Here is a 23373-nt window from a genome sequence, read left to right on the forward strand (position 1 = left end):
CCCCTGCCCTCAAAGGCTTACGCCGACCGGTCAGAAGGTGACTCGGGCAGTGACGCCGTAGGTGCGCGGCTCGATGACGAAGCCGGTCAGGTTGTTGAAGTCGATGCCGCCCTCGAGCTGCTCCTCGTCCGTGATGTTGCGGACGTAGGCGGAGATGTCGAAGCGGTCAAAGGCGTAGCCGACCCGCAGGCCGCCCAGCCAGTAGGAGTCGTTCTGGAATTCCACCGACTCGTACAGGAAGAAGTTGGCGTTGTCCTTATAGGACCAGTCGGTGAAGGCATAGAGCTCGCCCCCGCCCAGCTGGATGCCGTAACGGGCCGTGGTGCTGAAGATCCATTTCGGCGCATGCGGGAACGGATTGCCGTCGATGCTGGCCAGGGTTGAGCCGTCGCGCGTCACCAGCGGATCGGTCACCGTGCAGCTCCGGCAGAAGGCGACGAACAGGTCGTCGTCCTTGATCTCCGTGTCGTTGTAGCTGAGGCCCGCAGTCAGGAACAGGTTCTCGACCGGGATCAGCTCCAGCTCCGCCTCGAAGCCCTTGCCGACGCCCTTTTCGGCGTTCAGCAGGGTGTTGGCGTTGCCGATGCCGCCCACGGCCGTGAACTGCTGATCCTTCACCTCGTAATAGAAGGCGGTGAGGTTCACGCGGGCGCGGTTCTGGAACAGATCCGACTTCACGCCGACTTCATAAGACTGGATCTTCTCCGCCCCTGCCGTGGTGCTGGGGGTGCCGGCCAGGCTGCGCGGCTGGATGGACGGGGCACGGAAGCCGTTGGCCACGCGGGTGAACAGCAGCACGTCGTCCGTCACCGCGTAGTCCAGGGCCACGTCCCAGGTGATCCGGTCGTCCGAGACCTCGACCAGCGGGTCGGTGACGACGCTGGCGACCGAACCATCGACCGCGCTGTAGTTGGTCGTGAACTTGGTCAGCTCACGCTTGTCATCCGTGTAGCGCAGACCGCCGGTGACCGTCAGCGCCTCGGTGATGTCGTAGCTGGCCTGACCGAACACCGCCCAGGCCTCGTTCTCCTGGTTGGAGGTGGCGACCGACGCCCAGCCCAGCGGCTGCGCGGCATTGCCGTAGTTGATGTTCTGGAAGTCGAGATCATCGTTGAAGTAGTAGACGCCGGCCTGCCAGCGGAGCGGGCCGCTGCCGTTGGAGGATACGCGGAACTCTTCCGACCACTGGGTCACGCCGGGCACCTTGCTGGCGGACTCGACCGGGAACGGGATCGAGTCCTGCCCGCCATCGAACTGGAAGTTGGCAACGCCGCCATCCACGTCGCCGCGGGAGAACACGTCGCCATGCTCATAGGCGGTGATGGAGGTCAGGGTGACGGCATCCAGGTCGTAGCTCACCTTCAGCGAGGCGCCGCGCTGGTTCACCTCCTGCACGTTCTCCCCGTCCAGGGCGACCTTGTCGATGTCGAAATTGTCGCGCAGGTTGTTGGTGCCCTGCTCGATGATGTTGGCGCGGAAGACGCGCGCCGTGCCGTTGGCGGAACGGAAGTGGCCGTTCGCCAGGATGCTCAGGCGGTCGTTCGGCGTGAACAGCACCTGGGCGCGGCCGGCAGTATCGTCATAACCCTCCAGATCGTCCTCGACGCCGGTGAAGGTGTTGTCCACCCAGTCGTCGCGGCGCTGATGCAGGAAGGAGATGCGGGCCGACACCTTGTTCTCGACGATGGCTCCGCCAACCGCGGCTTCCATGTCGATGCTGTTGAAGCGGCCATAGCTCACGCTGGCATAGCCTTCGGTCTCTTCCGTCGGCTTCTTGGAGACCAGGCTGATGATGCCGGCCGGGGTATTGCGGCCGAACAGGGTGCCCTGCGGCCCGCGCAGAACCTCGACCCGCTCCACGTCGAACACCGGCAGACCCTTCAGGATCGGGTTCTCCAGCACGACCTCGTCATAGACCAGGCTGACCGGCTGGGAGGCGTTGAGGTCGAAATCGGTGTTGCCGAGGCCGCGGATATAGAAGCGCGGGAAGGTACGGCCGAAGGACGACTCCGCGGTCAGGCTGGGCACGCGGGCGGAGAGGAAGCGGATATCCTGGCCGCCGGTGGCATAGTTAGACAGCCGCTCACCGCTGACCGTCGCCACGGAGACGGGAACCTGCTGCTGGTTCTCCTGGCGCTTCTGCGCCGTGACGATGATTTCCTCAAGAGCCGGCGCATTCTGCGCCAAGGCGGGCGCCGCGGCCCCTGCAATCATAGCAAACGCGCCGCAGCTTGCGCGCAGCAAGCCCTTCATGCGCTCCGACCCGACCTTCATGAGTAGACCCTTCAGCAGTGATTTTTATGGGTTGCCCGAAGTAGGCGTCCCTCCCATCCCGCTGCGCGGGTCACGGCGCGCAACATCGGCTGCCGGATTTTTTTGTTACGGCATCGTTATTGGGGGCCATGCCGGCTGTCAATCGAACCCCTCTCCCGCAGGCGTAAACTCTTCGCGACCGTTGCGCAAAGTCTTCACTCCATTTGGGGGCTCCTCTTCCGGAGCAGACCGCGGACAATCGCCTGAAACCTCTTCCACCCCGGCGCGCCAGTCCCTATATTCGGTGGGTCGGGTTCGCCCGACTATGGCGATAAACGCTATGCGGAATAAGCGTTGCGGACCCGGGGGCGGTACCCGGCGCCTCCACCATCTCCCGTCGTTGTCAGCGGGCATGGGGGCGAAACAGGATCGACGCGCGTGGTAAAGGCATGGTTTTCGCTCGGCATGGTTCCGCCGTTACCGGGCCATTTTCATAGATGCCAACGACAACTCGGCGTCTGACCTGCGCATGGCTGCCTAACACTCCCCCTTAAGGGATGTTGGTAGTTAGCTAAGGTCGGGGTTCGGGGGGCACCCGGCAACAGAAGCCCCTCACCTGATTTTCCGGCCATACCGGCCGGTTCCGTCACGGGGTGTCACGGCGCGCATGTCCAAGGATCAGCTTCGGTACGACCGGATGGTGGAAGGGGCGCTGCGCGGCGTCGTCCGTGAGGCATTGTCCGAGGTGGCGGAACACGGCCTGCCCGGCGAGCATCATTTCTACCTAACCTTCCGGACCCATGCGCCCGGCGTGGATATCCCGGACTTCCTGCGGACTCAGTATCCCGGGGAGATGACCATCGTTCTCCAGTACCAGTTCTATGGGCTGGAGGTGACGAAGGACGGATTCGGGGTGACGCTGTCCTTTGGCGGCAAGCATGAGCGGCTGACGGTTCCCTTGTCCGCCATCACCACCTTCGCCGATCCGTCCGTGAACTTCGCCCTCCAGTTCCAGCCCGTGGTCGACACCACGGAGGAGGAGGCGGAGCCGGCCGCGGAAGAAGCCAAGCCCGAGCCGGAAGAGCAGAATGAGACCGGCAGCGCCACAGTCGTGGCCCTGGACGCCTTCCGCAAGAAGTAAGCTTCTGCGTTGCGGCCGCGCCGCAGCCCCTTCCCGTTCCATCAAACCCGCGCCATCCTCTCCGGACCTTTATCGTCCGGAGATTTCCCATGTCCGCATCCCGCGATTACGTGAACTACCTGCTGGAGCTTCTGGCTCCCCTGGGCGAGGTGAAGGCCCGGGCGATGTTTGGCGGATACGGCCTGTCCCTGGACGGTCTGACCTTCGCGCTGGTCGCGGACGACGTGCTCTATTTCAAGGTGGATGAGGCGAATCGCCCGGCCTACACGGCCCTGGGCCTGAAGCCGTTCGTGCCCTTCCCCGATAAGCCCGATCAGACCATGGGCTATCACCCGCCGCCGGAGACGGTGTTCGACGACACCGACGAGCTGCTGTCCTGGGCGCGCCCGGCACTGGAAGCGGCGATGCGCGCGAAGGCGAAGACGAAGCCCCGAAAGGTCCGGGCCACCTGAGAGATTTGACGAACTCCGCATTCCCAGAGCCTGAAACGAAGAACGCCCGGAGGCTGGAGCCTCCGGGCGTTTTCTCGTGCAGGCCTCCGATACCGCTCAGGTATCCAGGAAGCTGCGCAGCTTGCGGCTGCGGGACGGGTGCTTCAGCTTGCGGAGCGCCTTCGCCTCGATCTGGCGGATACGCTCGCGGGTCACGCTGAACTGCTGGCCGACCTCTTCCAGCGTGTGGTCGGTGTTCATGCCGATGCCGAAGCGCATGCGCAGCACACGCTCCTCACGCGGGGTGAGCGTGGCGAGTATGCGCGTCGTCGTCTCGCGCAGGTTCGCCTGGATGGCGGCGTCCAGCGGCAGGACGGCGTTCTTGTCCTCGATGAAGTCGCCGAGATGCGAATCCTCCTCGTCGCCGATCGGCGTCTCAAGGGAGATCGGCTCCTTGGCGATCTTCAGGACCTTGCGCACCTTCTCCAGCGGCATCATCAGCCGCTCGGCCAGCTCCTCCGGAGTCGGCTCGCGACCGATCTCGTGCAGCATCTGGCGGCTTGTGCGGACCAGCTTGTTGATCGTCTCGATCATGTGGACCGGGATACGGATGGTCCGCGCCTGATCCGCGATCGAGCGGGTTATCGCCTGCCGGATCCACCAGGTGGCGTAGGTGGAGAACTTGTAGCCGCGCCGGTACTCGAACTTGTCGACCGCCTTCATCAGGCCGATGTTGCCCTCCTGGATCAGGTCCAGGAACTGCAGGCCGCGGTTCGTGTACTTCTTGGCGATGGAGATGACGAGGCGCAGGTTGGCCTCCACCATCTCCTTCTTGGCCCGGCTGGCCTCCTTCTCGCCCTTCTGCACCGTCTGCACGATGCGGCGGAACTCGCCGATGGGCAGGCGGGCCTGCTGGGAGACGTCACCGATGGCGTCGCGCACGCGGCCGACATCGCTGGCGGACTTCTCCGCGAACTTGGCCCACGCCTTGTTGATCGAGCGGCAGCGCTCCAGCCAGTTCGGGTCCAGCTCGGACCCGTAATACTGGTGCAGGAAGTCCTCGCGCTTGACCTTGCAGTCGGTCGCGAGGCGCAGCAGCCGGCCCTCATAGCCCAGCAGCTTCTTGTTCAGCGCATAGAGCTGCTCGACGAGCTGCTCGATCCGGGCATTGTTCAGGCGGACGGAGTTGACCAGTTCGGTCAGCTCGGCCTTCACCTTGTCGTACTTCTTGTCGGAGCCCTTGGGCAGCTCCTCGCCGCGCTGAAGGGCGGCCAGACGCTGCTCCTGCAGCTTGTGCAGGCGCTCGTAGGTCTCTTCGATCTTGCCGAAAGTCTCGATGACCTTGGGCTTCAGCTCGGCTTCCATCGCCGAGAGGGAGATATTGTTCTCCTCGTCGTCGCCCTCGCCGCCGCGCTCGGCCTCGCCCTCGCCTTCGGGGGCGTCGGCCTCTTCCTCCTCACGCGGGCCATCGGCGGGAGGCGCGTCCAGGCCATCGCCCGTAGGCTCGCCGGATTCGGGGTCGATGCCGTAGGTGGCGTCCAGATCGATGATGTCGCGCAGCAGCATCTTCCCTTCGGTCAGGGACTGATGCCATTCGATGATGGCCTGAATGGTCAGCGGCGACTCGCAGATCGCGCCGATCATCATCTCGCGGCCGGCCTCGATCCGCTTGGCGATCGCGATCTCGCCCTCGCGGGACAGCAGCTCGACGGAGCCCATCTCGCGCAGATACATGCGCACGGGGTCGTCGGTACGGCCGATGTCGTCGTCGTTGAGATTGCCGGAGACACGCTCCTCGCCGTCCGCGGCGGGCTCCTGCCCGTCCTCCTGCTCCTCGGCCTCGACGACGTTGATGCCCATCTCGGAGAGAAGGGCCATCGTGTCTTCGATCTGCTCGGAGGAGGAGCTGTCCGGCGGCAGGGCCGCGTTCAGCTCGTCATAGGTGACGTAGCCGCGCTCCTTGCCGCGGGCGATCATCTTCTTAACGGCGATCGCCATGCCGTCCATGAGGGGGCCGTTGGCCTCCTCCTCACGAGTTTCCGTCACTTCCGCGGTCTGCGTCGCTTTGGTCGCCATTCGCTGGATGCCCCCGCACTCACTCGGCTGGTGCCCTCGGAAACCGCACAGGCGCGAGTCCCGAAAGGCGCTTGTCGTAAACGCAACTGGCCGACTCGAGCAACAGCTCGGTCGTCCTGTCCCCTATCCCTGTGCCATATAGTCCGTGGTCTGGCATCCGGCTGTGTTCTTTAAGACACACTTATGCCGGAGTGGCGGCCCGTTGCGCCCGGGCCACAGGGACCAAGGCGTGAACAGCACCTACTCCTCCAGTTCCGTCAGCCCGGCCGCATGCCCCCTCCGGTGCAGCACCTCCTGGCGTAGCGCTTCGAGTCGGGCCAGATTCTCCTCGCTGAATTCATCAACGAGACGCCGTTCCGCCTCCCGCAACTCCGCCTGGAGCGCCAATTCCTGGGACGCCAGCCAGACTTCCTGCCAACCACTCCTCGCAGCTTCGATGGACGCTCCTGGTTGCGCGAATTTCGGCGCGTCTGCACTCAGCAGACCTTCCAGCGTCCCGAGAAAGCCACGGCCAGACAAGTGGCGACGCAATTCATCGGCGTCAAGTCCGGAATTCATGGACAGGCAGGCGAGCAGTTCCCCGCGCAACCTTTCAAGTTCCGGATCGCTGAAATTCACCTGTGCCAGCGTTTCCCCAATATCCTCGAAAAGTTCGGGATGATTCAGCAGCGGCAGGATCAGCAGCCGTTCGCGCCAGCGCGGTTCCGTCCGCACCACGCCGGAACGGAAGCGCGGGTCCCAGTGCCGGCTGACCGGCAATACCACCCCGATCACCCCGCCGGCATCGATGGGCCGGCGCGCGCCGCCGAAGCCGCCGCCTCCGGCCGCCCCGCGCCCGCCGGCCGCGTTGTTCCTACGGGACTGCCGGGTGAACTGGTACATGCGGTCGCGCATGTCCTGTTCGTACGCGCGGCGCACGCCGGGATGCTGAATCTGCTTGCAGCGCTCGCCCAGCGCCGCTTCCAACCCCGCGCGTTCGTCGGCCAGGGTCAGGTCGCGCCCCTGGGCCTCCATGTCCCACAGTACCTCGGCCAGGGGCTTCGCCCGGTCCAGCACGATCTGGAAAGCGGAGGCGCCGCCGGCGCGGATCAGGCTGTCCGGGTCCTCCTTCTCCGGCAGGAAGGCGACGCGGGCCGAATGGTCGGGCTGCAGCAGCGGCAGCAGCCGCTCGATGGCGCGGAAGGCGGCCCGGCGGCCGGCATTGTCGCCGTCGAAGCAGAGGATGGGGGTGCGCCTGCCCTCCGGCGCCAGCTTCCACAGCTCCTGGATCTGCGTCTCCGTCAGCGCCGTGCCCAGCGGGGCCACCGCCCCACCGAACCCGGCCAGGACGCAGGAGATCACGTCCATATAGCCCTCGGTGACGACCAGCGCCTGCCCGTCGCTGGCGGCCTGCCGCGCCCGGCTCATCCCATAGAGCAGCCGTCCCTTGTGGAAGAGCGGATTGTCGGCGGAATTGATGTATTTCGGCCCCGTCCCTTCCAGGATGCGAGCGCCGAAGGCCACCACCTGCCCCCGGCGGTCGGTCACCGGGAACATGACCCGGTTGCGGAAGAAGGCGAAGGGCGAGCGGCCGTCATCCGGGCGCTTGAACAGTCCCGCCTCCACGAGCTGCGCCTCGGAGAAGCCGGCGGAGATCAGCTCATGGCGCAGCCCCGCCCCGTCCTGCGGCGCATAGCCGAGACGGAAGCGGGAGATCGCCTCCTCCTCCAGCCCGCGGCCCTTCAGATAGTCCAGGGCGGCGCGGCCGGCGGACGTGCGGAGCTGCGCCTCGAAATAGCGGCAGGCCCGCTCCACCAGGTCGAACAGGGTCTTCTGCCGCTCGAACTTCTGCCGCTCCTGCGGGGTCGCCTTGGGAACCTGGAGACCCGCCTCCCCGGCCAGCAGCTCCACCGCCTCCATGAAGGAGAGGTTGTCGTGCCGCATGACGAAGCCGATGATGTCGCCATGCGCCCCGCAGCCGAAGCAGTGGAAGAATCCCTTCTGGTCGTTGAGGTAGAAGCTGGGCGTCTTCTCATTATGGAAGGGGCACGGCGCCTTGAACTCGCGGCCGGCGCGGGTCAGGCGCATGCGCTTGCCCACCACGTCCGACAGGCCGAGGCGGGAGCGCAACTCTTCCAGAAACTGCGGTGGCAGGGCCATGGGCACACGAAACCAGGTCACGGGACGCGGAGCATGGGACCGGCTGGAAGCCGCCCGCCCGCACAGGGACCGTTCAAGCCTGTGATGCTAACGCACCTTCCGGCCCGTTTTCCACGCCGCGCACCGGCATCGCGAACTTATCCCCAGGATACCCACTTATCCACAGCCCCGCCGGAAAGCGGCGCTTCCGGACGCCTCCAGCGCCTGCTCAGCAGGCCAGCTTCTCACGCACGTAGCCGGAGGCCTTGGCGAAATCCATCTGGCCGGCGTAGCGGCTGCGCAGCTCGGCCATCACGCGGCCCATGTCCTTGATGCCGGTGGCGCCTGTTTCCTCGACCAGCGCCGAGATGGCGGCGCGGGTTTCCGTCTCGTCGAGCTGCTTCGGCATGAAGCCCTCGATGACGGCGATCTCCTCCTGCTCCTGCTGGGCAAGTTCCAGCCGGCCGCCCTGCTCGTAGAGCTGGATGCTCTCGCGGCGCTGCTTCACCATGGTCTGCAACATGGACAGTAGCTCGGCATCGTCGATGCCTTCGGTGACGCCCCGGCCGCGCGCGGCGATGTCCCTGTCCTTCAGCGCGGCCAGGATCAGGCGCAGCGTGGCCGTGGCCCGCTGGTCCTTGGCGCGCATGGCCTCTTTCAGGGCCTCGTTCAACCGTGTGCGGAGCATGATCAGGGGTCCTCACTCGTGTAGTTGCGCCAACCCTACGCAGATTTTCGCGTCTGCGGAAGTCCTCCGGGCGGGCGGCGGTGAATGGCTTAACACGCTGTGGACTGTCATGTGCTCTGGACCCTGCCCTGCCATGTCCGCGCATCGGGTTGACCCGGCGGGTCGGCTTGTCTATCTGGACCGGTTAACCAGATCGGCCCGCGACCGGGGACGCCTGACGGCCATGGCCGTCCGGGCGTTCTTGCCGCGACTGGGCCGCCCCCTTCTATAAGGTGCCGCATGACCGAGACGACGTTCAGCCCGCAGCCCGAGGGCGCCACCGGCGCACTGGTCCTGGCCGATGGAACAGTCGTCTGGGGCCGCGGCATCGGCGCCGCCGGCCACCGGGTGGGCGAGGTGTGCTTCAACACCTCCATGACCGGGTACCAGGAAATCCTGACCGACCCCAGCTATGCCGGCCAGATCATCACCTTCACTTTCCCCCATGTCGGCAATGTCGGCGCCAATCCAGAGGATATCGAGACCGTGACGCCGGTGGCGCGCGGGCTGATCCTGAAGGCGGACATCACCGACCCGGCCAACTGGCGCGCCACCCGGAACCTGGACGAGTGGCTGAAGAGCTACGACCTGATCGGCCTGTCGGGTGTGGACACCCGCAAGCTGACCCGCCGCATCCGCGATGCCGGCGCGCCCACCGGCGTGGTGGCGCATGCGCCCGACGGGAAGTTCGACATCCCGGCCCTGATCAAGGTCGCCCGCGAGTGGCCCGGCCTGACCGGCATGGATCTGGCCAAGGAGGTGTCCTCCCGCCAGTCCTACAGCTGGAATGAGACCACCTGGACCATCGGCGACGGTTACGGCGTCCAGGAGAATCCGAAGCACCATGTCGTGGCCGTGGATTTCGGCGCCAAGCGCAACATCCTGCGCTGCCTGGCCGCCGCCGGCGTGAAGGTCACCGTGGTGCCCGCCACCGCCACGGCGGACGAGGTTCTGGCCCACAAGCCGGACGGCGTCTTCCTGTCCAACGGTCCCGGCGACCCGGCCGCCACCGGCCAGTATGCCGTTCCGATGATCCGGGGCGTGCTGGACGCCGGCGTGCCGACCTTCGGCATCTGCCTCGGCCATCAGATGCTGGCCCTGGCGCTGGGTGCGAAGACCGAGAAGATGCACCAGGGCCACCGCGGCGCGAACCACCCGGTCAAGGACCTGGCCACCGGCAAGGTGGAGATCACCAGCCAGAACCATGGCTTCGTCGTGGTTCCGGACAGCCTGCCCACCGATGTGGAGCCGACCCACGTTTCCCTGTTCGACGGCACGAACGAGGGGCTGCGGGTGAAGGGCAAGCCGGTCTTCTCCGTCCAGTACCATCCGGAAGCCAGCCCCGGCCCGCAGGACAGCCACTATCTGTTCCAGCGCTTCGTGGACGCCATCGAAGGGCGGTATTGAGTCTGCACCCGTAGGGTACCGTCCTGCCCTGGCCGCCTGCGGCAACGACAGGCTCAGGGCGGGGCGAGAGCATCGCGTAGGTCGGTCGGGCATGGCCCGGCCGACATTCCAGAACGATGCGGGCCCTGCCTACGCAGGTCCGACCTGCGCCGCCATCCTCAAATCCTCCACGAACCTCGCATATTCCCGCACCTTGGCGGCCTCGTCCGGCAGGCGCAGCAGGTAGGAGGGGTGGACGGTGAGCAGCAGGCGACGCCCCTCCCCGATCTCCATCATCCGCCCGCGCTCCTGCTGCACCTTGACCTCACGGCCCAGCAGGGCGCGGCCGGCGGTGGCGCCCAGCGCCACGATCAGGCGCGGCCGCACCGTGCGTATCTCCTCCTCCAGCCACCAACGGCAGCTTTCGATCTCGCCGGCATCCGGCTTCTGATGGATGCGGCGCTTGCCGCGCGGGGTGAATTTGAAATGCTTGACCGCGTTGGTCAGGTAGGCGTCCGCCCGCACGATGCCGGCCTCCGCCAGCGCCCTGTCCAGGACCTGCCCCGCCGGCCCGACGAAGGGGCGGCCGGCCAGATCTTCCTGGTCGCCCGGCTGCTCCCCCACCAGCATCAGCGCGGCATTCGGCGGCCCCTCCCCCGGCACGGCCTGTGTCGCCGGCTGCCAGAGCGGGCAGCGGCGGCAGGCCTGGAGCCCGCCTTCCGTCCCGCTTCGATCCGGCATCGCCCCGCAGCCCCAGCGCTCCGCCCGTGCGGCGGGCAGGCTGGGCACAGTCGCGACCATCTCCGCCGCCCGTGCGGCGGCACCGCGCACCAGGGGCGTGATGAGCTGGGCCTCCGGCAGGTTGCGCCAGTACTTCTTCGGCATCTCCGACCGCATGGCGGCGACCTTCAGCCGGGCGGGATTGAAGATGCTGGCGTAGTAGCTCTGCCAATAGGCTTCCAGCGCGTCCTCGTCCGGCACGTCCGCCCGGCGGGCGCCGGGCGTGAAGTGCAGCGTGTCGCCGTCCCAATGCGCACTGCGCTCGGGCGTCAGGATGGACCAGCGCATGGAGGCGAAGCGGCGGGCGAAGAAGGGCGCGGCACGCTCGACGATGTGGTGGTCCGGCTCGAACCAGGCGAGATAATGCCCGTCCCGCTCCCGGAAGCGCACGAAGGCATGCATCTTGTGCTCGTCACGCCGCACGGCCTTTTCCAGCGCCATGGCCCGATGGACGTCCCGGTCGGAGGATATCTCCAGAAGTGCCGGCTCTTCCTTCGCCAGCCGCCAGAGCAGCCGGTAGAGCAGGCCGAACCGCTCCGGATCGCGGTGGCAGACCACGGCATCGGCCAGTTCCAGGAAGCGTCGCGGCACGGTGAAGCCGCCGGCCGCGGTCGGTTCCGGCGGCAGCGCATCCCCGAACAGCCCGGCGCCGCCATCCGGCCGCCAGTCCACCGCCGCCGGCTCGACCCCGGCCAGGACCAGCCGCCGCGCGGCGGTGCGCCATCCGGCGAGATCGACCGGCCCGTCCAGGGGCACCGCGTACATCGCCACCCCCTCAAGCCGCCAGATCGAGGCTGAGCTGCTCCGGCTTCGGGGCCAGGCGCTTGCGCAGGTCCAACCGGTCCAGGGGGGAGCGGCCGATCTGCCTGTCCGCGGTGACGATGAAGGGCGCCACCTTGGCCAGCGGCACCCGCAGCCGTCCCAGATCCTCCATCCGCACGGCCTTGTGCCGCCGGATGGACAGCAGCTTGTCCACCGTGCGGACACCCAGCCCCGGCACCCGAAGCAGAAGCTCCCGGTCGGCCAGATTCACATCCACCGGAAAGCGGTCGCGGTTGCGGAGCGCCCAGGCCAGCTTGGGATCGATCTGCAGGTCGAGATTCCCCGATTCGGGCACGATCTCCGCCACCTCGAAACCATAGAAGCGCATCAGCCAGTCCGCCTGGTAAAGCCGGTTCTCCCGCACCAGCGGCGGGGCCTGGAGCGGCAGGGCGGCGCTGCTGTCCGGGATGGGGCTGAAGGCGGAGTAGTAGACGCGCCGCAGCCGGTATCCGGCATAGAGGGTGGAGCTGGTCGCCAGGATGCCGCGGTCGTCGGTGCCGTCCGCCCCTACGATCATCTGCGTGCTCTGCCCGGCCGGGGCGAAGCGGGGAGCCTTGGGACCCTCCTTCGCCTCCTCGATCCTCAGGCGCAGATTGCCCATGGAGCGGCGGATGGCGCGAGCATCCTTCTCCGGGGCCAGCCGCCCCAGCGACGGTTCCGCCGGCAGCTCGATATTGATGCTCAGCCGGTCGGCATAGCGCCCGGCCTCCGCCAGCAGCTCCGGGGCGGCGTCCGGGATGGTCTTCAGGTGGATATAGCCGCGGAACCCGTGCTCCTCCCGCAGCAGCTTCGCCACCCGGACCAACTGCTCCATCGTGTAGTCCGGCGACTGGATGATGCCGGAGCTGAGGAACAGGCCCTCGATATAGTTGCGGCGATAGAAGCCCAGCGTGAGCTTCACCACCTCCTCCGGCGTGAAGCGGGCGCGGCGGACGTTGCTGGAGCGCCGGTTCACGCAGTAGAGGCAGTCATAGATGCAGAAGTTGGTCAGCAATATCTTCAGTAGGGAGATGCAGCGCCCGTCGGGCGCGTAGGCATGGCAGATGCCCATCCCCTCGGTGGAGCCGATGGCGCCCATGGCCCCGGCCGAATTCCGCTTCTCCGTCCCGCTGGACGCGCAGGAGGCGTCGTATTTGGCGGCATCCGCCAGCACCTCCAGCTTTTCCCGCAGCTCCATCCCCGGCCCCGTTCCCGCTCACTGGTTCGCTGTATGTTCCATATAGTGCGCGGGTAGGATCGGGAAACCGGGTGCGACAGGAAACACCCCGCGGGCCGGAAGCCCGCGGGGCGCTTTTACGTCAGTTGCCCAGGTTCGACAGATGCTCAGGTGCGGTCCTTGCCGGTGGAGCCCGGAAGGTCGGTGCCGAGACCGCCGAAGCGCTTGGAATTGTCCGTCATCGGCGTGCCCGGCCCGGTGGTCCCGGTGGAGGAACCGTCGCCCTCGAAGGCCTTGGCGGCGCCCGCCGCCTTCTCACCCGACCGCTGGGTTCCGACCAGCTTGTCCGCATCGACGGAGCTGGAGGACGAGGTCGAGCTGCCGGCCGTGCCCGAGGCCGGATTGCCGGTGGACGTGCCCAGACCGACCGTGCCGGCGGACATGCCGGAACCGGTGGTGCCATCCGACGTGTTGGTCGCCAGCCTGCCGGTGGAGGACGGCGTCGATCCCGTCGTGCCGGTAGACATGCCGGTGGACGTGCCCGAACCCGTCGTGCCGGTTGAGGAGCCGCCCGGCTCGAACGCCTTGGCGGCGTCGGACGCCTTCTCGCCGGACCGGTTATAGCCGGTCAGCTTCTGCGGGTCGGGGGAGCTGGAGTTGCTGTCCGTGCCGGACATGAAACCGGTTGCAGAGCCCGTGGAAGTCCCTGCCGCGCCGGTGGAGCTGGAGCCGCCGCCGGCCAGCGCGCCCATTCCGGCCCCGGTGCTGCCCGCACCCGTGCTGCCGGCAGAGCTGCCCGTACCGGTCATTCCGGCGCTGCCAGCCGCGCCTGCGGTGGTGCCCAGGTTGGAGGCCGGCTTCGGAGCCGCAGGAGTTACGGAGGGGCCGTAGCCGGGTCCGCCCGGCTCACCCGCTCGTGGGAAGCTGGTGGAGCCGCTACGCAGGCCCGTCGGACGATAGGGGCCGGTGCCGGTGATGCCGGAGGTGGAGATGCCGGAGGTGGAGCTGCGGCCGCCATTGCCGCCCATGCCGGTTCCGCGGTCGGTGTCCCGGAATGCCTCTGCCGCCTGCGCGGCACTCTCCGTACCACGGCGATAGCCGACCAGCGTCTCCGGGTCGGGGGAGCCGCCATAGGCGCTGCTGCCGCCATCCTCCACATGCATGTGGTGGCGCTCAGCCGGGAAGTTCGGCCCCAGCCGGTCGCGCATCGGGCGGTAGCGCCCGGCGCTCCGACGTCCGCCGCCGGCGATCTCCCAGGCCAGCCAGCCCAGCCCGATGCCGATCAGCACAACGGGCAGCGGATTGCGCGCCACCACCTCGGTCACATCATCCACCAGGGCGCGGCCCTTCGGGTTGTCCCGCAGCCAGGACATCGCTCCGTCCATCATGCCGTCCGGAGACAGGCGGCGTTCGATTGCGCTGACGGTACGGGTCATGTCGCGGCGGGTTTCCTCTATCTCCCGCTCGATTTCCTCGGAACGCGTCGCCATGGAAACTCCTCCTGGTCCAATGTTCCCCTTTCAACTGCCGAGCCACCGAAAGAGTTTCATCCTCCATGCCGCCCGCCCATGGGGCGCAGCCATTGGAGCAGCGTGCGCCCTGGTCTAGACTGGCCGGGACTTGAGGCTGGAGGGCGGGAATGTGGCGGTGGGCACGGGGCTTGACGCTGGCGGTGCTGGCGGGGACGGCCTGCCTTTCCACACCCGCCCCTGCCGCTGACGTCCGCCCGCCCGATCAGGTTCCCTCCCCCGCAGTCCCCCAGGCGCCGGGGTCTCCGCCCATCGACCGGGAGCTGAAGCGCGAGGTGCCGCCGCCCAGGCCTTCCTGGCGTTCGCGGGATCGCATCGTCTATGCCTTCGACCGGCCGGCCGCCGACCTCCTGGCGCCATCGCCCGAATTGTCGGCTGCGTGCCGGCGGGGCCGGTTCATACAGCGCGTGAACCTGCTGTACCGCGCCTTCGGCCCGCAGGAGCAGCCATTGGGCGTGGCCTATGGCAGGGCGGCCATCAATCTGGTCGATCCGGGCCGGCTGCGCCGCGAGGACACCGTCTATTTCTTCGAAGAGCAGGACACGGGGCGCTGCACCGTACACACCGCCCTGCTGGAGGATATCCGCCCCTACTTCGTCGGCCCCTGAGGCTGATCCTTCATGTTCCTGCCGGCTGCGTCACTGGCGCATGCCCGCACCCCGGTATCCGAACTTCCCCTGTATGGCCGGCGTCTCTATATAGGGCGGTCAGCCGGGCACCCCCCGCCCAATTGCTAGGGCCGGGGTGCTTTCGTGCGACCATGGCGACCCTTTTGACCAGAGAAGCAGGCCCATGCCGAAGCGCACCGACATAAAATCCATCTGCATCATTGGTGCCGGGCCGATCGTCATCGGTCAGGCCTGCGAATTCGACTATTCGGGCGTCCAGGCGTGCAAGGCCCTTCGGGAGGAAGGCTACCGGGTCATCCTGGTGAATTCCAACCCCGCCACGATCATGACCGATCCGAACATGGCGGACGCCACCTATATCGAGCCGATCACGCCGGCCATGGTGGCGAAGATCCTGGAGAAGGAGCGGCCCGACGCGCTGCTGCCCACCATGGGCGGACAGACCGCGCTGAACACCGCGCTCGCCCTGTTCCGCGACGGTACGCTGGACCGGCTGGGCGTGGAGATGATCGGCGCCAAGGCCGACGTGATCGAGAAGGCCGAGGACCGGCTGCTGTTCCGCGACGCCATGGACAAGATCGGGCTGGAAAGCCCGAAGTCGCGTCTGGTGAAGAATTACGACGAGGCGCTGGACGCGCTGGGCTATGTCGGCCTGCCCGCCATCATCCGCCCCAGCTTCACCCTGGCCGGCACCGGCGGCGGCATCGCCTACAACAAGGCGGAGTTCGAGGAGATCGTGAAGGGCGGCCTGCGCGCCAGCCCGGTGCACGAGGTCCTGATCGAGGAGTCCGTCCTGGGCTGGAAGGAGTACGAGATGGAGGTCGTGCGCGACAGCGCCGACAACTGCATCATCGTCTGCTCCATCGAGAATATCGACGCCATGGGCGTCCATACCGGCGACAGCATGACGGTCGCGCCGGCGCTGACCCTGACCGACAAGGAATACCAGATCATGCGCAACGCCAGTCTGGCGGTGCTGCGCGAGATCGGTGTGGATACCGGCGGGTCCAACGTGCAGTTCGGCGTCAATCCCGATACCGGCCGCATGGTCGTGATCGAGATGAATCCGCGCGTCAGCCGCTCCTCCGCCCTCGCCTCCAAGGCGACCGGCTTCCCGATCGCCAAGATCGCGGCCAAGCTGGCGGTGGGCTACACGCTGGATGAGCTGGACAACGACATCACCGGCACCACGCCGGCCAGCTTCGAGCCGACCATCGACTATGTGGTCACCAAGATCCCGCGCTTCGCGTTCGAGAAGTTCTCCGGCGCCGACAACACCCTGACCACCTCCATGAAGTCGGTGGGCGAGGCCATGTCCATCGGCCGCACCTTCGCGGAGTCGCTGCAGAAGGGCCTGCGCTCCATGGAGACCGGCCTGACCGGCCTGGACGAGGTGGACCTGACCGACGGCAACGGCGTGGTGGACCATGCCCGGATGCGCGCCCTGCTGTCCCGCCCGACGCCGGAGCGGCTGCTGTACGTCGCCCAGGCCATGCGCCACGGCTGGACGGTCGAGCAGATCTACGAGGAGTGCAAGTACGATCCCTGGTTCCTGCGCCAGATCCAGTCCATCGTGGAGACGGAAGCCGGGATCAGGGGCTTCGGCCTGGACGGGCTGGACGCCCGCAAGCTCAACGGCATCAAGGCGATGGGCTTCTCCGACGCCCGCATCGCCCATCTGACCGGCCGCAGCGAGGACGAGGTGGCGCAGCGCCGGCGCGCGCTGGGCGTGCGCCCCGTCTTCAAGCGCATCGACACCTGTGCCGCGGAGTTCGAGAGCAACACGCCCTACATGTACTCCACCTATGAGGGGAACGGGCTGGAGCCGGCGGAGTGCGAAAGCCGTCCGACCGACCGCGAGAAGGTGGTCATCCTGGGCATGGGCCCGAACCGCATCGGCCAGGGCATCGAGTTCGACTATTGCTGCGTCCATGCCGTCTATGCCCTGCAGGAAGCCGGGTATGAGACCATCATGGTCAACTGCAACCCGGAAACCGTCTCCACGGACTACGACACCTCCGACCGGCTCTATTTCGAGCCGCTGACGGCGGAGGATGTGATCGAGCTGGTGCGGGTCGAGCAGTCGAATGGCACGGTCAAGGGAGCCATCGTCCAGTTCGGCGGCCAGACCCCGCTGAAGCTGGCGCATGAGCTGGAGCTGGCCGGCATCCCGATCCTGGGCACCACCCCGGACGCCATCGACCTGGCGGAGGACCGGGAGCGGTTCCAGAAGCTGCTGAACGATCTCGACCTGCGCCAGCCGGCCAACGGCCTGGCCCGCAGCCTGGAGGAGGCGGAGGCCGTGGCATCCCGCATCGGCTTCCCCGTCGTCATCCGCCCCAGCTATGTGCTGGGCGGCCGGGCGATGGAGATCGTCTACGACATGGCCGGGCTGAAGCGCTACATCCACACCGCCGTGAAGGTGTCCGGCCGCAACCCGGTGCTGATCGACTCCTATCTCCAGGACGCCATCGAGGTGGATGTGGACGCCGTGGCCGACGCCACGGGCGAGGTCTATGTCGCCGGCATCATGGAGCATATCGAGGAGGCCGGCATCCATTCCGGCGACAGCGCCTGCGCCCTGCCGCCCTACACCCTCCCCCGCGAGGTGGTGGATGAGCTGTCGGTCCAGGCGGTGAAGCTGGCCAAGGGGCTGAAGGTCGTCGGGCTGATGAATGTGCAGTTCGCGGTCAAGCAGAGCGAGGGCAGCACCGGCCCGGCCGGCTTCGACATCTACATCCTGGAGGTCAATCCGCGCGCCAGCCGCACGGTGCCCTTCGTCGCCAAGGCCACCGGCACGCCCATCGCCAAGATCGCCGCCCGCGTCATGGCCGGGGAGAAGCTGTCCGACTTCAAGCTGACCGGCCCCTTCCCGCCGCACACCGCGGTCAAGGAAGCCGTGTTCCCGTTCAACCGCTTCCCCGGCGTGGACATCCTCCTGGGGCCGGAGATGAAGAGCACGGGCGAGGTGATGGGGCTGGATGCGGACTTCGCCAAGGCCTTCGCCAAAAGCCAGCTCGGCGCGAACGTGACCCTGCCGAAGGAAGGTACTGTCTTTATCAGCGTGCGCGAGCGCGACAAGCCCACCATGGTTCCTGTGGCCAAGCGGCTGCTCGCCATGGGCTTCAAGGTCATCGCCACCCGCGGTACCGCCCAGTTCCTGCGGGACCACGACGTGGAGGTCTCTCCCATCAACAAGGTGCTGGAGGGGCAGCCCCATATCGTCGATGCCATGATCAACGGTGAAGTCGCCCTGATCTTTAATACTACCGAAGGTGCCCAGGCGCTGAATGATAGCTTCAGCTTGCGCCGCACGGCGCTCGCCAATAACATCCCTTATTACACGACGGTGGCGGGGGCTCGGGCGGCTGTGGAGGCCATCTCGGCCCTGAGAACCGGTAGCCTTGAAGTTGCACCGTTGCAGTCCTACCTCAGCGGGTCATACTGAAGGCAAGGCGCCTGCGGCGCGGGAAACCGCGCCGTTGGGCTTTTATTATCTTGCGCTAACGCGTTCACGCAGGAAGTAGGGAACGATGGAAAAGGTTCCGATGACGGCCCGGGGGTTCAACCGGCTGCAGGAAGAGCTGAAGCACCTGAAGAGCGTCGAACGGCCGGCGGTGATCAAGGCCATCGCCGAGGCCCGCGAGCATGGTGATCTGTCGGAGAACGCGGAATACCACGCCGCGCGTGAGCGCCAGTCCTTCATCGAAGGCCGTGTCATGGAGCTGGAGGACAAGATCTCCCGTGCCGAGGTGATCGAGCCGTCGAAGCTGTCCGGCGACAGCATCAAGTTCGGCGCGACCGTCACGCTGGCGGATGAGGATACGGACGAGGAGTCCACCTACCAGATCGTCGGCCAGGATGAGAGCGACATCAAATCCGGCTTCATCTCTATCACCAGCCCGCTGGCGCGTGCCCTGATCGGCAAGCATGTCGGAGAAGCGGTGGAAGTGACCACACCCGGCGGCTCCAAGAGCTACGAAATCATCGACATCGCCTTCAAGTAAGCGGGGGCGCAGGGTCGGATCGGCCGACAGGTTGCTGTTCCCAGGCAGGTTGTTTGTATGAATTCCTTCGTCATCCCGGCTTTCGTCGGGATGACGGGAAGATAAAAGGGTACGGTCGCCGTACCCTTGTTCGTCTGGGCCGTGTTCTCCCACCGCCCGATCCCCGATCCGATCGCCAGGGGGTGCCCTTTCGGGCGGGGCTTGCTATATCCCCTTCGTCCCCGTCCGGTCCTTGGCACCGGACCAAGCAGAAGCGCCGGATCGCCCATGCCCTTTCTCAGCCCTATCGGCCGCACCGCCCTGACCTTCATGGAAGCGACGGGCCGGCTGATGATGTTCACCGCATTGGCCCTGTCCCACTGCGTGCGCCCACCCTTCTATCTGCGCCATCTCGGCCGGCAGATGATGGATATCGGCTATTACAGCCTGCCCGTGGTGGGGCTGACCGCCATCTTCACCGGCATGGTGCTGGCGCTGCAGAGCTACAGCGGCTTCTCCCGCTTCGAGGCGGAGAGCGCCATCGCCACCGTGGTGGTCCTGTCCGTCACCCGCGAACTGGGACCGGTGCTGGCGGGGCTGATGGTGGCGGGGCGCATCGGCGCCGCCATGGCGGCGGAACTGGGCACGATGCGGGTGACGGAGCAGGTGGACGCGCTGACCACGCTGAGCACCAACCCCTTCAAGTACTTGATCGCCCCGCGGCTGATCGCCGGCGTGCTGATGCTGCCCTGCCTGGTGCTGGTGGCGGACATCATCGGCGTCTTCGGCGGCTTCCTGATCAGCGTCTACCGGCTGGATTTCAACCCCGCGACCTACATCCGGAACTCCTGGCAGTATCTGGAGGTGATGGACGTGGTCTCCGGCCTGGTGAAGGCGGCGGCCTTCGGCTTCGTGATCTCGCTGATGGGCTGCTATCACGGCTACAATTCCAGGGGCGGCGCCCAGGGCGTGGGTGCGGCCACCACCAACGCGGTGGTCAGCGCCAGCATCCTGATCCTGGTGCTGAACTACCTGCTGACGGGGATCTTCTTCTCATGAGCCCAACCAACACCGGCAACGGCAACGGCAACGGCAACGGCAGCGTGCCGAAGATCTCCCTGCGCAGCGTCCGCAAGGCCTTCGGTTCCAAGGTGGTGCTGGACGGCGTCGACCTGGATATCGCGCGCGGCGAAAGCGTCGTCATCATCGGCGGTTCCGGCACCGGCAAGTCCGTGCTGCTGAAATGCATCCTGGGCATCCTCCGTCCCGACCAGGGCAAGATCCTGATCGACGGGGAGGACACGACCTATGCCACCGGCCGCGACCGGGAGGCGATGATGCGGAAGTTCGGCATGCTGTTCCAGGGCGCCGCCCTGTTCGACAGCCTGCCGGTCTGGGAGAATGTGGCCTTCGGCCTGATCCAGGGGCAGGGGCTGGGCCGCCGGGAAGCGCGGGAGCGGGCCATCGCGACCCTGGGCGCCGTCGGGCTGAAGCCGGAAGTGGCGGACCTGTTCCCGGCCGAGCTGTCCGGCGGCATGCAGAAGCGCGTCGGCCTCGCCCGCGCCGTCGCCACCCAGCCGGAGATCATCTTCTTCGATGAGCCGACCACCGGCCTGGACCCGATCATGTCGGACGTGATCAACGACCTGATCGTGAAGTGCGTGAAGGATCTGGGCGCCACGACCCTGTCCATCACGCACGACATGGCGTCGGCCCGCAAGATCGCCGACCGCATCGCCATGCTGTACCAGGGCAAGCTGATCTGGGTCGGCCCCGTCAGTGAAATCGACCGCTCCGGCAATCCCTATGTGGAGCAGTTCATCCATGGCCGGGCCGAGGGCCCGATCCAGATGCAGGTCCGTAATCTGTAACCCGTCCGGGCTGCCCCCTTCTCCCTCCGAACGTAAGCTGGAACCGCCGCCCACTGACCGCGTTCACCCTGTGCACCCGGGCGCGCCTCAGCGCTATCGGGTGCCGGCGGTACCATCGGCTTGAGCCAGGAATCGTCGCCCTCCATCAGAGGCGCCGGTTGACGGTGCCGGCACCGGTCGGAGCACGACGTGGCGGAACCCGCATTCGCGATCCAGCAGGGGAACGGCGGCAACGAACAGGCGCGGGAGGACCGCCAAGTCCGTGTGGCGCTGATCGGGGTGGGCAACTGCGCCTCCTCCCTGGTCCAGGGCATCCATTATTACCGCGACGCGGGCGACAATGCCCATGTGCCGGGGCTGATGAATGTCCGTCTCGGCGGCTATCATGTCGGCGATGTGAAGATCAGCGCCGCCTTCGACATTGCCCATTCCAAGGTTGGGTTGGACGTATCGGAAGCGATTCTTGCCGAGCCGAACAATACCAAGCGCTTCGCACAGGTGCCGCATCTGGGCGTTCCGGTTCGCCGCGGCCCCACCCTGGACGGGTTCGGCAAGTATCTCCGCCAAACCGTGAAGGAAAGCGACGAGCAGCCCTGCAATGTCGCGCAGGTGCTGCAGGATACGGGAACGCAGGTCGTCGTCTCCTACCTGCCAGTCGGCTCGGAGCGGGCGACGGAGTTCTATGCCGGAGAGGCTTTGAAAGCCGGCTGCGCCTTCGTCAACTGCATTCCCGTCTTCATCGCCAGCCGGCCGGAATGGCGCCAGCGCTTCGAAGAGGCCGGGCTGCCGCTGATCGGCGACGATATCAAGTCGCAGGTCGGCGCCACCATCGTGCACCGGGTGCTGACCAACCTGTTCCGGGAACGCGGGGTGCGGCTGGACCACACCTACCAGCTCAATTTCGGCGGCAATTCCGACTTCATGAACATGCTGGAGCGGGAGCGGCTGGAATCCAAGAAGATCAGCAAGACCCAGAGCGTCGTCAGCCAGATGGCCGAACCGCTGGCCAATGAGGACGCCCATGTCGGCCCCAGCGACTTCGTCCCCTGGCTGACCGACCGGAAATGGTGCCATATCCGCATGGAGGGCACCGGCTTCGGCGACGTTCCGCTGAACATCGAGCTGAAGCTGGAAGTCTGGGACAGCCCCAATTCGGCCGGCGTGGTGATCGACGCCGTGCGCTGCGCCAAGCTTGGGCTGGACCGCGGCTTGGCCGGCCCGCTCGAAGGCCCGTCCAGCTATTTCATGAAATCCCCGCCCCGCCAGTATACCGACGCGGAGGCCCGTGCCCTGACCCGCGCCTTCATCGACGGTGAGGCCGCGGAGTCCGTCTGATGAAACTCCTGGTCTTCGGCCTGACCATGTCCTCGTCCTGGGGCAACGGGCATGCCACGCTATGGCGCGGCTTGGCTGCCGCCCTGGCCCGACGGGGACACAAGCTGGTTTTCCTGGAGCGGGATCAGAGCTGGTACGCGGACAACCGCGACATGACCGAACTGCCCGCCCCCGGTGAGCTGGTGCTCTACCGGGACTGGGAGGAGGCGGTGGCGGTCGCCCGGCGGCATCTTCCCGACGCCGACGCCGCCATGGTCACCAGCTACTGCCCCGACGGCATCGCCGCCAGCGAGCTTGTGCTGGAGGAGGCGCGCGGCACCCGCATCTTCTACGATCTCGACACGCCGGTCACGCTGTCGCGGCTGGAGGCCGGGGAAACGCTGGACTATGTGCCGCCCGGCGGGCTCTCCGGCTTCGATCTGGTGCTGAGCTACACCGGCGGCCGGGCGCTGGACCTGCTGCGCGACCGGCTCGGGGCCAAGCGCACGGTTCCGCTGTACGGCCATGTCGACCCAGCGGTGCACCGCCCGACGGAGCCGCAGTCCCATTACCGCTCCGACCTCTCCTATCTCGGCACCTATGCCGAGGACCGGCAGCAGGCGCTGGAGAAGCTGTTCATCGATGCCGCGCGCCAACTGCCGGACCGGCGCTTCTGCATCGGCGGCGCCCAATATCCGCAGGATTTCCCCTGGACGGACAACATCTTCTTCGTCCGGCACCTGCCGCCGGCGGAGCATCCGGCCTTCTTCTCCTCCTCCCGGCTGACGCTGAACGTCACCCGCAAGGCCATGGCTGAAATGGGCTGGTGCCCGTCCGGCCGGCTGTTCGAGGCGGCGGCCTGCGGCTGCCCCCTGATCAGCGACCATTGGGAAGGGCTGGACCATTTCTTCACGCCCGGCGAGGAAATCCTGGTCGCCAAGTCCACCGAGGACACCGAAGCCGCCGTGGAGATGGAGGACCAGCCCCTGCGCAGCATCGCGGAGGCGGCGCGGGCGCGGGTCCTGGCCGACCACACCGCCGATGCCCGCGTCGGCGAGCTGCTGTCCGCCATCGAAGCGGCCCGCCGCCCCCTGCCTCGGCACGCCGATCCGCACGCCGCCATCCGATCCATCTCCGCGACTGGAGCCTGACCC

Annotated in this window: 17 protein-coding genes and 1 other RNA gene; 11 read left to right on the plus strand and 7 right to left on the minus strand. The window is 66.9% G+C overall.

Annotation, left to right across the window (positions count from 1 at the left end):
- Nucleotides 1-30: 30 nt before the first annotated feature.
- Nucleotides 31-2274 (minus strand): TonB-dependent receptor, encoded by a 2244-nt coding sequence (locus tag DOL89_RS10150; RefSeq protein ID WP_119679042.1) that lies wholly within the window; start codon nucleotides 2272-2274, stop codon nucleotides 31-33.
- Between the two features lie 248 nt (nucleotides 2275-2522).
- Between DOL89_RS10150 and ssrA the strand changes: the two genes are divergently transcribed.
- From ssrA to DOL89_RS10165, 3 genes are all read left to right on the plus strand, one after another.
- Nucleotides 2523-2870: a transfer-messenger RNA gene (gene ssrA / locus DOL89_RS10155) on the plus strand.
- 50 nt (nucleotides 2871-2920) lie between these two features.
- Nucleotides 2921-3394, plus strand: coding sequence for an SspB family protein (locus DOL89_RS10160; protein WP_119679043.1), 474 nt, complete (start codon nucleotides 2921-2923; stop codon nucleotides 3392-3394).
- 89 nt (nucleotides 3395-3483) lie between these two features.
- Nucleotides 3484-3846 (plus strand): TfoX/Sxy family protein, encoded by a 363-nt coding sequence (locus DOL89_RS10165; RefSeq protein ID WP_119679044.1) that lies wholly within the window; start codon nucleotides 3484-3486, stop codon nucleotides 3844-3846.
- A gap of 96 nt (nucleotides 3847-3942) precedes the next feature.
- Here DOL89_RS10165 and rpoD read toward each other — a convergent pair whose 3' ends face one another.
- From rpoD to DOL89_RS10180, 3 genes are all read right to left on the minus strand, one after another.
- Nucleotides 3943-5901, minus strand: coding sequence for an RNA polymerase sigma factor RpoD (gene rpoD / locus DOL89_RS10170; protein ID WP_119679045.1), 1959 nt, complete (start codon nucleotides 5899-5901; stop codon nucleotides 3943-3945).
- A 240-nt stretch (nucleotides 5902-6141) separates the two neighbouring features.
- Nucleotides 6142-8040: a DNA primase gene (gene dnaG / locus DOL89_RS10175; RefSeq protein ID WP_119679046.1), complete on the minus strand. Its 1899-nt coding sequence runs from the start codon at nucleotides 8038-8040 to the stop codon at nucleotides 6142-6144.
- A 208-nt stretch (nucleotides 8041-8248) separates the two neighbouring features.
- Nucleotides 8249-8707 carry a GatB/YqeY domain-containing protein gene (locus DOL89_RS10180; RefSeq protein WP_119679047.1) on the minus strand — a complete coding sequence of 153 codons (459 nt, stop codon included), beginning with the start codon at nucleotides 8705-8707 and terminating at the stop codon, nucleotides 8249-8251.
- A gap of 279 nt (nucleotides 8708-8986) precedes the next feature.
- Here DOL89_RS10180 and carA point away from each other — a divergent pair, with 279 nt between their 5' ends.
- On the plus strand, nucleotides 8987-10153 hold the full coding sequence (carA, locus tag DOL89_RS10185) for a glutamine-hydrolyzing carbamoyl-phosphate synthase small subunit (protein WP_119679048.1): 1167 nt from the start codon (nucleotides 8987-8989) through the stop codon (nucleotides 10151-10153).
- Between the two features lie 129 nt (nucleotides 10154-10282).
- Here carA and DOL89_RS10190 read toward each other — a convergent pair whose 3' ends face one another.
- The 3 genes from DOL89_RS10190 to DOL89_RS10200 form a co-directional block, all read right to left on the minus strand.
- Nucleotides 10283-11677 (minus strand): UdgX family uracil-DNA binding protein, encoded by a 1395-nt coding sequence (locus tag DOL89_RS10190; protein WP_119679049.1) that lies wholly within the window; start codon nucleotides 11675-11677, stop codon nucleotides 10283-10285.
- 10 nt (nucleotides 11678-11687) lie between these two features.
- Complete coding sequence (locus DOL89_RS10195) at nucleotides 11688-12911, minus strand: putative DNA modification/repair radical SAM protein (protein ID WP_119679050.1); 1224 nt, start codon at nucleotides 12909-12911, stop codon at nucleotides 11688-11690.
- A gap of 146 nt (nucleotides 12912-13057) precedes the next feature.
- Nucleotides 13058-14380 carry a DUF3618 domain-containing protein gene (locus DOL89_RS10200; protein ID WP_119679051.1) on the minus strand — a complete coding sequence of 441 codons (1323 nt, stop codon included), beginning with the start codon at nucleotides 14378-14380 and terminating at the stop codon, nucleotides 13058-13060.
- A 149-nt stretch (nucleotides 14381-14529) separates the two neighbouring features.
- Between DOL89_RS10200 and DOL89_RS10205 the strand changes: the two genes are divergently transcribed.
- The 7 genes from DOL89_RS10205 to DOL89_RS10235 all read left to right on the plus strand — a co-directional run bounded on the left by DOL89_RS10205 (nucleotide 14530) and on the right by DOL89_RS10235 (nucleotide 23370).
- A complete protein-coding gene (locus DOL89_RS10205) occupies nucleotides 14530-15027 on the plus strand; it encodes a hypothetical protein (protein WP_119679052.1) in 498 nt (165 codons plus the stop codon).
- A gap of 184 nt (nucleotides 15028-15211) precedes the next feature.
- The gene (carB, locus tag DOL89_RS10210; RefSeq protein WP_119679053.1) at nucleotides 15212-18496 is read left to right on the plus strand and encodes a carbamoyl-phosphate synthase large subunit; all 3285 of its coding nucleotides are present in this window, start codon (nucleotides 15212-15214) and stop codon (nucleotides 18494-18496) included.
- Nucleotides 18497-18581: 85 nt separating this feature from the next.
- Complete coding sequence (gene greA / locus DOL89_RS10215) at nucleotides 18582-19055, plus strand: transcription elongation factor GreA (protein WP_119679054.1); 474 nt, start codon at nucleotides 18582-18584, stop codon at nucleotides 19053-19055.
- A gap of 267 nt (nucleotides 19056-19322) precedes the next feature.
- Complete coding sequence (locus DOL89_RS10220; RefSeq protein WP_119679055.1) at nucleotides 19323-20093, plus strand: MlaE family ABC transporter permease; 771 nt, start codon at nucleotides 19323-19325, stop codon at nucleotides 20091-20093.
- Nucleotides 20090-20905, plus strand: coding sequence for an ABC transporter ATP-binding protein (locus DOL89_RS10225; RefSeq protein ID WP_119679056.1), 816 nt, complete (start codon nucleotides 20090-20092; stop codon nucleotides 20903-20905). The genes DOL89_RS10220 and DOL89_RS10225 overlap by 4 nt, the downstream gene beginning before the upstream one ends.
- A gap of 189 nt (nucleotides 20906-21094) precedes the next feature.
- Nucleotides 21095-22240: an inositol-3-phosphate synthase gene (locus tag DOL89_RS10230; protein WP_225889756.1), complete on the plus strand. Its 1146-nt coding sequence runs from the start codon at nucleotides 21095-21097 to the stop codon at nucleotides 22238-22240.
- A complete protein-coding gene (locus DOL89_RS10235; RefSeq protein ID WP_119679057.1) occupies nucleotides 22240-23370 on the plus strand; it encodes a CgeB family protein in 1131 nt (376 codons plus the stop codon). Before DOL89_RS10230 ends, DOL89_RS10235 begins: the two co-directional genes overlap by 1 nt.
- The last annotated feature ends 3 nt before the right edge of the window (nucleotides 23371-23373 follow it).

Source organism: Indioceanicola profundi, from assembly GCF_003568845.1.
Classification (GTDB): domain Bacteria; phylum Pseudomonadota; class Alphaproteobacteria; order Azospirillales; family Azospirillaceae; genus Indioceanicola; species Indioceanicola profundi.

Coding starts and splice junctions, on each gene's coding strand:
- DOL89_RS10150 (WP_119679042.1), bottom strand. CDS start 2,274: ATGAAGGTCGGGTCGGAGCGCATGAAGGGCTTGCTGCGCGCAAGCTGC.
- DOL89_RS10160 (WP_119679043.1), top strand. CDS start 2,921: ATGTCCAAGGATCAGCTTCGGTACGACCGGATGGTGGAAGGGGCGCTG.
- DOL89_RS10165 (WP_119679044.1), top strand. CDS start 3,484: ATGTCCGCATCCCGCGATTACGTGAACTACCTGCTGGAGCTTCTGGCT.
- rpoD (WP_119679045.1), bottom strand. CDS start 5,901: ATGGCGACCAAAGCGACGCAGACCGCGGAAGTGACGGAAACTCGTGAG.
- dnaG (WP_119679046.1), bottom strand. CDS start 8,040: ATGGCCCTGCCACCGCAGTTTCTGGAAGAGTTGCGCTCCCGCCTCGGC.
- DOL89_RS10180 (WP_119679047.1), bottom strand. CDS start 8,707: ATGCTCCGCACACGGTTGAACGAGGCCCTGAAAGAGGCCATGCGCGCC.
- carA (WP_119679048.1), top strand. CDS start 8,987: ATGACCGAGACGACGTTCAGCCCGCAGCCCGAGGGCGCCACCGGCGCA.
- DOL89_RS10190 (WP_119679049.1), bottom strand. CDS start 11,677: ATGTACGCGGTGCCCCTGGACGGGCCGGTCGATCTCGCCGGATGGCGC.
- DOL89_RS10195 (WP_119679050.1), bottom strand. CDS start 12,911: ATGGAGCTGCGGGAAAAGCTGGAGGTGCTGGCGGATGCCGCCAAATAC.
- DOL89_RS10200 (WP_119679051.1), bottom strand. CDS start 14,380: ATGGCGACGCGTTCCGAGGAAATCGAGCGGGAGATAGAGGAAACCCGC.
- DOL89_RS10205 (WP_119679052.1), top strand. CDS start 14,530: ATGTGGCGGTGGGCACGGGGCTTGACGCTGGCGGTGCTGGCGGGGACG.
- carB (WP_119679053.1), top strand. CDS start 15,212: ATGCCGAAGCGCACCGACATAAAATCCATCTGCATCATTGGTGCCGGG.
- greA (WP_119679054.1), top strand. CDS start 18,582: ATGGAAAAGGTTCCGATGACGGCCCGGGGGTTCAACCGGCTGCAGGAA.
- DOL89_RS10220 (WP_119679055.1), top strand. CDS start 19,323: ATGCCCTTTCTCAGCCCTATCGGCCGCACCGCCCTGACCTTCATGGAA.
- DOL89_RS10225 (WP_119679056.1), top strand. CDS start 20,090: ATGAGCCCAACCAACACCGGCAACGGCAACGGCAACGGCAACGGCAGC.
- DOL89_RS10235 (WP_119679057.1), top strand. CDS start 22,240: ATGAAACTCCTGGTCTTCGGCCTGACCATGTCCTCGTCCTGGGGCAAC.